Origin of the sequence: Streptomyces sp. NPDC051921 (genome assembly GCF_040680975.1) — a bacterium.
In the GTDB taxonomy this organism is placed as follows: domain Bacteria; phylum Actinomycetota; class Actinomycetes; order Streptomycetales; family Streptomycetaceae; genus Streptomyces.
Genome location: NZ_JBFAXU010000034.1, coordinates 64,759 through 73,150 on the forward strand (window position 1 = coordinate 64,759; position 8,392 = coordinate 73,150).

Annotated in this window: 7 protein-coding genes; 3 read left to right on the forward strand and 4 right to left on the reverse strand. The window is 71.9% G+C overall.

Annotated features, from left to right (window positions below):
- Positions 1-107: 107 nt before the first annotated feature.
- From AB0M16_RS33330 to AB0M16_RS33340, 3 genes are all read right to left on the reverse strand, one after another.
- Entirely contained in the window at positions 108-1,145 is a 1,038-nt protein-coding gene (locus AB0M16_RS33330) for an endonuclease/exonuclease/phosphatase family protein (RefSeq protein WP_365349710.1), read from the reverse strand.
- A 155-nt stretch (positions 1,146-1,300) separates the two neighbouring features.
- Positions 1,301-1,933, reverse strand: coding sequence for a TetR/AcrR family transcriptional regulator (locus AB0M16_RS33335; protein WP_365349712.1), 633 nt, complete (start codon positions 1,931-1,933; stop codon positions 1,301-1,303).
- 112 nt (positions 1,934-2,045) lie between these two features.
- Entirely contained in the window at positions 2,046-3,671 is a 1,626-nt protein-coding gene (locus AB0M16_RS33340; RefSeq protein ID WP_365349714.1) for an MFS transporter, read from the reverse strand.
- 204 nt (positions 3,672-3,875) lie between these two features.
- On the opposite strand from AB0M16_RS33340, the gene panB reads away from it, so the two are divergent.
- The 3 genes from panB (at position 3,876) to AB0M16_RS33355 (ending at position 6,765) form a co-directional block, all read left to right on the forward strand.
- On the forward strand, positions 3,876-4,739 hold the full coding sequence (gene panB / locus AB0M16_RS33345; RefSeq protein WP_365349716.1) for a 3-methyl-2-oxobutanoate hydroxymethyltransferase: 864 nt from the start codon (positions 3,876-3,878) through the stop codon (positions 4,737-4,739).
- Between the two features lie 173 nt (positions 4,740-4,912).
- Positions 4,913-5,914, forward strand: coding sequence for an ATP-binding cassette domain-containing protein (locus tag AB0M16_RS33350; RefSeq protein ID WP_365349731.1), 1,002 nt, complete (start codon positions 4,913-4,915; stop codon positions 5,912-5,914).
- Positions 5,911-6,765 (forward strand): ABC transporter permease, encoded by an 855-nt coding sequence (locus tag AB0M16_RS33355; RefSeq protein WP_365349718.1) that lies wholly within the window; start codon positions 5,911-5,913, stop codon positions 6,763-6,765. Before AB0M16_RS33350 ends, AB0M16_RS33355 begins: the two co-directional genes overlap by 4 nt.
- Positions 6,766-6,796: 31 nt before the next feature.
- Here AB0M16_RS33355 and AB0M16_RS33360 read toward each other — a convergent pair.
- Positions 6,797-8,392, reverse strand: a 1,596-nt coding sequence (locus AB0M16_RS33360; protein ID WP_365349720.1) for a tetratricopeptide repeat protein, incomplete at its 5' end; no start/stop codon positions are given.

Here is an 8,392-nt window from a genome sequence, read left to right on the forward strand (position 1 = left end):
TGGGCCGAGGGCGGAATCAGGTTACTTGGAGGTGTCGTCAAGGCGGCATGCCAGTGGTCCCTCAAACTCCGTACGCCCGGTGTGATTCGTCACACCGCTCCCTCTGCTCACATCTTGACACGGGCGGCCACCGGCAGGTGGTCGCTCTTCGTCTGCGGCAGGGTCCAGGAGGAGACCGGCTCGACGCCCCGTACCAGGATCTGGTCGATGCGGGCCATCGGGAAGGACGCGGGCCAGCTGAAGCCGAAGCCGTCGCCGGCGGCGCCCTGGGTGGAGCGGAGCTGGGAGGTGACGCCGTTGAGGGCGCGGTCGTTCATGGTGCCGTTGAGGTCACCGAGCAGGACGATCCGCCGGTGAGGGTCGTGGGAGATGGCCTCACCGAGGGCGTTGGCGCTGTTGTCGCGCTGGTTGGCGGTGAAGCCGGCGTTCATCTTGACCCGTACGGACGGGAGGTGGGCGACGTACACGGCCACCTCGCCCTTCGGGGAGGCGACGGTGGCGCGCATGGCGCGGGTCCAGCCCATCCGGATGTCGACCGGCTGCGCGTCGCGCAGCGGGTAGCGGCTCCACAGGCCGACCGTGCCCTGCACCGAGTGGTGCCGGTACGTGCCGGACAGGACCCGCTCGTAGACCGGGACCATGTCGCCCTTGAGCTCCTCCAGGGCCACCACGTCCGCGCCGGAGGCGGCGATCTGACGGGCCGTCCCCTCGGGGTCGGGGTTGTCGGCGTTCACGTTGTGGGTGACGACGGTGAGGTCGCCGCCGGGCTCGGACTTGTCGATGACGAGGCCGCCGAAGAGGTTGAGCCAGACCACGACCGGCAGGACCAGCGCGATCAGCGCGGTCGCGGAGCGGCGCAGCAGGCCGAGGACGAGCAGCACCGGCACGAGGAGGCCGAGCCAGGGCAGGAAGGTCTCGGTGAGGCTGCCCAGGTTGCCGATGCGGTTGGGGACGTCGGAGTGAAGCCCCATCAGGAGGGCGAGCAGGACGGCGCACAGGGCGAGGACGACGCCCCGGCGCCAGATGCCCCGGTCGCCGCGGAGCCCGGCGAACCGGGCGCCGAGGCCGGAGGAGGGCCGGGAGCTGGAGCCCTTGTCGTCCGGCGTTCCGCCGTGCTCGGTCTCCGTCATGTCCACCCGCGCCATCGCTGCCGTCCTCACTGCCTTGCTGTGCGACCCGGTGTCGACACTAGGCGATTCCGGGTCGGTCGTACTCTTCGAGGGACGACACCCGCGCGTGGCGGGTTCCTGCAGGTGGCGTGGGGCGCACGGCTGTGACAGAACGCGCACATTCGTACGGATCAGGCACGCGGCCGCAGACCGTCCATGATCGTGTCGACGATCTCCTCGGGCAGGCCGGGTTCCAGGGTGGCGCCGGGAAGGAAGATCGAGCGCAGCAGCAGGGGGCCGACGAACAGGTCGTTGACCAGCTCGGCGTCGAGGTCGGAGCGGATCTCGCCGCGCTCGATCCCGCGCCGGATGGCGTCCAGACCCATGCGGCGGCGCGGCTCGATGACGGTGTGGTGGTAGGCGTCCCACAGTTTCGGATACAGCTGCATCTGCTGGAACACGTTGTGCAGCAGCGCGGAGGTCCGCTTGGCGAGCCCCCGCTGCCGCATCGTCTCCAGGAGCGCCACGAAGTCGTCCCGCAGCGAGGTGCCGGGCAGCACCGGGTCCGGGGGCTCGACCGACCGCATGAGGTCGACGAACAGCTCCTCCTTGCCGGGCCAGCGGCGGTAGATCGTCGCCTTGCCGACGCCGGCGGTGCGGGCGATCTTCTCGATGGACACGTCGGCGAGCGCCAGACCGCTTTCCAGCAGTCCGATCGCCGCGTCGAAGATCGCCTGGTCCGCCGCCTCGCTCCGCGGCCGCCCGCGCCGCGCGCCGGCGGGGCAGTCGGCGGCCGGGTCGGGTCCGCCCGTGTGCTGCGACACGCTTGTTGCGCCTCTCCTTCTGGGGCAGGGGGTGTTTCGAGCGTCCCGTGCGGTGCCCGCGGGGTGCGCGCCGGGCGCCGCGGATGCCGTGCGGGACGCTCGCGGCACCGCCCTAGTTCGGAACCGATTCTCCCGCTTCGGTGCGCGCGCCAGGGACGGGCGCCCCGTCGGCGGGGCCGGCCGGGGTGCGGCCGGGCAGGAACACGGCGACCACGATCGCGCCGAGGACGGCGACGACGGCCGAGCCGATGGCGGTGACGTGCATGGCGTCGACGAAGGCGTCGTACGCCGGGGCGACCAGTCCGCGGCCCGCCGGGCCGAGCTTCTCGGCGACGGCGAGGGTGGCCTCGATGGACTCGCCGGCCGTGTCCCGCAGGCCGGCCGGGAGCGCGCCGAGGTGCCCCTCGATCTCGCCGCGGTAGGTGGTGGACAGGACGGAGCCGAGCACGGCCACCCCGAGCGCGCCGCCGACCTGCCGGAACGTGTTGTTGACGGCCGAGCCGGAGCCGGCCTTCTCGCGGGGCAGCGCCTGCATGATGGAGACGGTGACCGGCGGCATGATGTGCGCCATGCCCGCGCCCTGGAGGAAGAAGACGGCCTCCAGGATCCATACCGGCGTGTCGGCGTCGAACAGGGCGAAGGCGGCGAGGCCCACCGCGACCGCCAGCATGCCCGTGGTGCACACGGCCTTCGCGCCGAAGCGTTCGACGACGAGCCGGGCGCGGGGCGCGAAGACCATCTGGGCGATGGCCAGCGGCAGGATCAGCAGGCCGGACTCCAGCGCGCTGTAGCCGCGGACGCTCTGCAGGTAGAAGGCGGAGAAGAAGGTCACGCCCATGAGGGCGAAGAAGACCAGCGCGATCGCGCCGACGGCCGCGGAGAACGCGGGGCTGCGGAAGTACGAGACGTCGAGCGCCGGGTGGTCGCTGCGCTTCTCGTACAGCACGAAGGCGACGAGGACGGCGATGCCGCCGAGGGACGGGAGCAGCACCTCGACGTCCGTGAAGCTCGCGAGCTCGCCGCCGCGGATGATGCCGTACACGAGGAGCACGAGGCCGAGGACGGAGAGCAGCACCCCGGGCACGTCGATCCGGCCTGGCTCGGGGTCCTTGGAGTCGGGGACCAGCCAGGCCATGAGGGCGAAGGCCAGCAGTACGACGGGCACGTTGACGAGGAAGATCGAGCCCCACCAGAAGTGCTCCAGGAGCACACCGCCGGTGATCGGGCCGACGGCGATGGCGAGGCCGACGCTGCCGGCCCAGATGCCGATGGCCTTGGGCTGCTCGTCGCGCTCGAAGACGTTCATGAGGACGGCGAGGGTCGCGGGCATCACGAAGGCGGCGCCGAGGCCCATCACGGCTCGGTAGGCGATGAGCTCGCCCGGGGTGGTGGAGATCGCGGCGAGCGCGGAGCCGATGCCGAAGACGGTGATGCCGAAGAGCAGCACCTTCTTGCGGCCGAGCCGGTCGCCGAGCAGGCCGGAGGTGAAGAGGAGTCCGGCGAAGACGAGCGTGTAGGAGTTGATGGCCCACTCCAGCTCGCTCTGGGTGGCGCCGATGCCGGTGGGCGCGGGGCTGGCGATCGTCTTGACCGCCACGTTGAGGATCGAGTTGTCGAGGACGACGATCAGTAGGCTGAGCATGAGCACGCCGAGGATCGCCCAGCGGCGGCGGTGCACGGCCTCGGGCACGCGACGCGCGCCGGGGGTGGCGGCGGAGACAGGGGACGGCTGAGACATGGTCCTCACCCTAGACTCATTTCGATACGAGACCGTCTCGTATCGAAAAACCTGACGCAGACTTTGCATTCCCGCGATGTGAACAGCGCCACTCGCGCCCACTCCACCGGGCGACTTCCCCGCCCGCCCGGCGAAGTGCCACCATGGATGTGGTCCGGGGACGCCACAGGGCGCCTCGAGATGACAACAGAGGAGCCGTTCACCATGACGCTTCAGGCTGCCCAGAAACCGCCCGCCGACAGCAGCAAGGCGCTGTACGGGGGGAAGGGCACCCGCCGCATCACCGTCCACGACATCGCCGCCGCCAAGACCCGCGGCGAGAAGTGGCCCATGCTGACCGCCTACGACGCCATGACCGCCTCCGTCTTCGACGAGGCCGGGATCCCGGTGATCCTCGTCGGCGACTCGATGGGCAACTGTCACCTCGGCTACGACACCACCGTGCCCGTCACGATGGACGAGATGACCCTGCTCTCCGCAGCCGTCGTACGGGGCACCAAGCGCGCCCTCGTCGTCGGCGACCTCCCCTTCGGCTCGTACCAGGAAGGGCCCGTCCAGGCCCTGCGCAACGCCACCCGGCTGATCAAGGACGCGGGGGTCGGCGCGATCAAGCTCGAAGGCGGCGAGCGCTCGCTGCCGCAGACCGAGCTGCTCGTCCAGGCCGGCATCCCGGTCATGTCCCACCTCGGCCTGACCCCGCAGTCCGTCAACACCATGGGCTACCGGGTGCAGGGCCGCAGCGACGAGGCCGCCCACAAGCTGCTGCGCGACGCCAAGGCGGCGCAGGACGCGGGCGCCTTCGCCCTCGTCCTGGAGCTCGTCCCGGCGGAGCTGGCCGCCGAGGTCACCCGCTCGCTGCACATCCCCACCATCGGCATCGGCGCCGGCCCCGACACGGACGCCCAGGTCCTCGTCTGGACCGACATGGCCGGCCTGACCGGCGGCAAGGTGCCGCGCTTCACCAAGCAGTACGCCAACCTGCGCGAGACGCTCGGCGACGCCGCCCGGGCCTTCGCGGAGGACGTCGCCGGCGGGGCGTTCCCCGCCGAGGAGCACACCTTCCACTAGGCCCCGCGGACCTTCCCGGAAAGAACGACAGCCCGCCGACCGTCCCCCGTCGGCGGGCTGTCGGCTCTCGCCGCCCCGGCCGACGGCCCGCCGACAGCCGCCGACAGGCGTCGGTCCGGTGTCGGCGGCGCTGTCGGCCGCCTGTCGGTGCCCTGTCGGTGGCCACCGGTTCCATGGTGGACATGACGCGATCACACACCAACGCCGTCGAGGTCCGGGGCCTCGTGAAGCACTTCGGCGAGACCAGAGCGGTCGACGGGATCGACCTGGACGTCCGCGAGGGCACCGTCCTCGGCGTGCTCGGCCCCAACGGCGCCGGCAAGACCACCCTCGTCCGCTGCCTGTCCACCCTCATCGTCCCGGACGCCGGGACCGCCACCGTCGCCGGCTACGACGTGGTGCGCCAGCCCCGCCAGCTGCGCCGCACCATCGGCCTCACCGGCCAGTACGCCTCCGTCGACGAGAAGCTGTCCGGCTGGGAGAACCTCTACATGATCGGGCGGCTGCTCGACCTCTCCCGCAAGGACGCCCGCCGCCGCGCCGACGAGATGCTGGAGCGCTTCTCCCTCACCGAGGCCGCCAAGCGGCCCGCCATGAACTACTCCGGCGGCATGCGGCGCCGCCTCGACCTGGCCGCCTCCATGATCGGCCGGCCCGCCGTGCTCTACCTGGACGAGCCCACCACGGGCCTCGACCCGCGCACCCGCAACGAGGTCTGGGACGAGGTCCAGCGGATGGTCGCCGAGGGCGCGACCGTGCTCCTCACCACCCAGTACATGGAGGAGGCGGAGCAGCTCGCGAGCGAGCTCACCGTCATCGACCGCGGCCGCGTCATCGCCAAGGGCGGCGTCGACGAGCTCAAGGCCCGCGTCGGCGGCCGGACCCTCCAGGTCCGCCCGGTCGACCCGGCCGACCTGCCCGCCATGGCCGCCGCGCTCCGCGAGACCGGACTCGACGGGATCTCCGGCGCCACCGTCGTCCCCGACGAGGGCGTGCTGTACGTGCCGATCCTCAGCGACGAGCAGCTGACCGCCGTCGTGGGCCTGCTCGGCGCCCGCGGCTTCGGCATCGCCCACATCGGCACCCATCTGCCCAGCCTCGACGAGGTGTTCCTCGCCATCACCGGCGAGAAGTCCTCGGTCTCCGACGCGATCACCGAGGAGGTCGCCGCATGAGCACCACCACCCTCCCCCAGTCCCCCGTCGACGCCCCCGGCGGCTCGCCCGCGAAGCGGACCGCCGCCGCCGACGGCCGGATCGGCCTGCGGGCCAACCTGCGCCACATCGGTGCCCTCGCCCGGCGCAACGCGCTGCAGATCAAGCAGGACCCGGAGTCGATGTTCGACGCCGTGCTGATGCCGATCATCTTCATCCTGCTGTTCGTGTACGTCTTCGGCGGCGCCGTCGCCGGCAAGGGCAACAACGACCAGTACGTGAACTACCTGGTGCCCGGCCTGATGGCCATGATGGGCATGAACATCGCGATGGCCGTCGGCACCGGCATCAACGACGACTTCAAGAAGGGCGTCATGGACCGGTTCCGGACCATGCCGATCGCCCGCTCCTCGGTGCTCGTCGCGAAGATCGTCGTCGAGGTCGGCCGCATGCTGATCGCCACCGCGATCCTGCTGGGCATGGGCTTCCTGCTCGGCCTGGAGATCCACACGTCGGTCCTCGACCTGTTCGCCGCGATCGGCCTGTCGATGGTCTTCGGGGCATCGCTCATGTGGATCTTCATCCTGCTCGGTCTCACCATGAAGACGGCCCAGGCCGTCCAGGGGATGGCCATGCTCGTCCTGATGCCCCTGCAGTTCGGCTCCTCGATCTTCGCCAAGCCGACCACCATGCCCGGCTGGCTGCAGACCTTCACCGACTACAACCCGCTGTCCAACCTCGCCGACGCCGCCCGCAACCTGATCAACGGCGGCCCCGTCGCCCACTCCGTGTGGATGACGCTCGCCTGGGCGGTCGGCATCACCGTGGTCACCGCGCCGCTCGCGGTCGCCAAGTTCCGCAAGAAGACCTGACGCACCGACCGGGTCCAGGACTCGACGCGCCTCAGATCGCGTCGGCGCGTTCGAGCAGGGCGGCGGCATCCTCCAGGGAGAGGCCGCCGCCCTCGGCGTACGCGGCCTGGAACTCCGCCTCGTCGCCGAGGGCGGCGCGCGCCAGCTCGGTCCCCCGCGCCCGGTTCTCCCGCTCCATGGGCGGCGGCAGGTGCCCGGGCGGGAGCAGCCCCTCGTACGCGCCGAGCAGGACCGCCGCCGTGCGGGCCGACGGGCCGCCGAGCCCGGCCAACGCCCAGGCGGCGGTGATCAGGTGGACCGCCGGCATCTGCGGCGCGACCATCATCGACAGCGCCCCCAGCGAGCGCTCGTACGCCCGGCGGGCGAGCGCGAACGCCGAGGCGTACCGCCCGTCGAGGTTGTCCACCCAGCCCAGGCTGCCGAGGGTGAAGCCCTCGAAGATGGAGAGGGTCTCCGAACGGAAGTCGTCGAGCAGCCGCTGCAGGTGCACCCGGGCCTCGGCGGTGCGGCCGGTCCGGGCGAGCAGCAGCGCCAGGAAGATCCGAGCCGCGAGCATCGGCTCGTGGCCGCGCCCGTGCTCGCCCTCCACGACCTCGCGCAGGATCGTCTCCGCCTCCTCCTGACGACCGGTCTCGATCAGCATGTCGGCGTAGCGGGCGCGCAGCAGCGCCATCTGGGACTGGGCGCCGATCCGGCGGGCGTAGCCGATGGCGGCCTCGAAGTCCTCGGCGGCGCCGTGGAACTCCAGCCGTCGCTCGCGGGCCTCGGCGCGCGCGGACAGCGCCTCGGCCGCGCCCCAGGCATCGTCGAGCCCGACGAAGATCCGCAGGCTCTCCTCGGCGTCGGCGGCAGCCTGCCCGGCCAGGTCGGCCCGGTTGGCGAGCAGGTTGGCACGCAGTTGGAGGGCGTTGCCGAGCTCCCACTCGTATCCGTAGCCGCGGCAGGCGGCCACGTGGGCTTCCAGGGCCTCGCCCATGCGCCCGGGTTCGGCGATGAGGAGGACCGCGAAGACGGTGAAGGAGCCGGGCAGCCGGCAGGTCTGCGGCAGGCCCGGCGGGTAGCAGGCGTTGATGCGCCGCAGCCGCTCGATGCCCTCGGGGGTCGTCCACCGCCCCGTCTCGTGGTCCATGTTGAGCAGCTCGATCAGCCGCACCCCGCGTCTGGCCTCCCACAGCTGCTCCTCGCTCAGCGGCGGCGGCCCGGCGGTGAGCGGCTCGTACAGCGGTACGACGGGGGCGGCGGTGGGCCCGAACGGGTCGGGCCCGAGGGCGGCGACGGACTCGGCCCAGTGCAGGGCGTCGGCCCGCAGGTCGCGCATGGTCCAGTACCAGAGCATGGCGTGGACGAGCACGAGCGCCTCGTGCTCGTCGCGCGCGGCGACCGCCCGGCGCAGCGCGGTGCGGAGGTTGCCGTGCTCGGTGCCGAACCGGGCCATGGCGGCGACCTGCCGGGGGCCGCGGAGTTCGGGGTCGGTGAGCCGGGCGAGCTCGCGGTAGTACGTGAGGTGCCGGCGCTCGGCGGCCTCCCGGTCACCGGCCTCGTCGAGCCGCTCGGAGGCGTACTCCGCGACGGTCTCGAGGAGGCGGTAGCGCATGCCCGCCTCGGTCTCGGCCGCCACGACCAGCGA

Excerpts from the sequence above, each read along its gene's own strand:
- AB0M16_RS33350 (WP_365349731.1), top strand. The coding sequence starts at position 4,913 with ATGGTGGACATGACGCGATCACACACCAACGCCGTCGAGGTCCGGGGC.
- AB0M16_RS33330 (WP_365349710.1), bottom strand. The coding sequence starts at position 1,145 with ATGGCGCGGGTGGACATGACGGAGACCGAGCACGGCGGAACGCCGGAC.
- AB0M16_RS33355 (WP_365349718.1), top strand. The coding sequence starts at position 5,911 with ATGAGCACCACCACCCTCCCCCAGTCCCCCGTCGACGCCCCCGGCGGC.
- panB (WP_365349716.1), top strand. The coding sequence starts at position 3,876 with ATGACGCTTCAGGCTGCCCAGAAACCGCCCGCCGACAGCAGCAAGGCG.
- AB0M16_RS33340 (WP_365349714.1), bottom strand. The coding sequence starts at position 3,671 with ATGTCTCAGCCGTCCCCTGTCTCCGCCGCCACCCCCGGCGCGCGTCGC.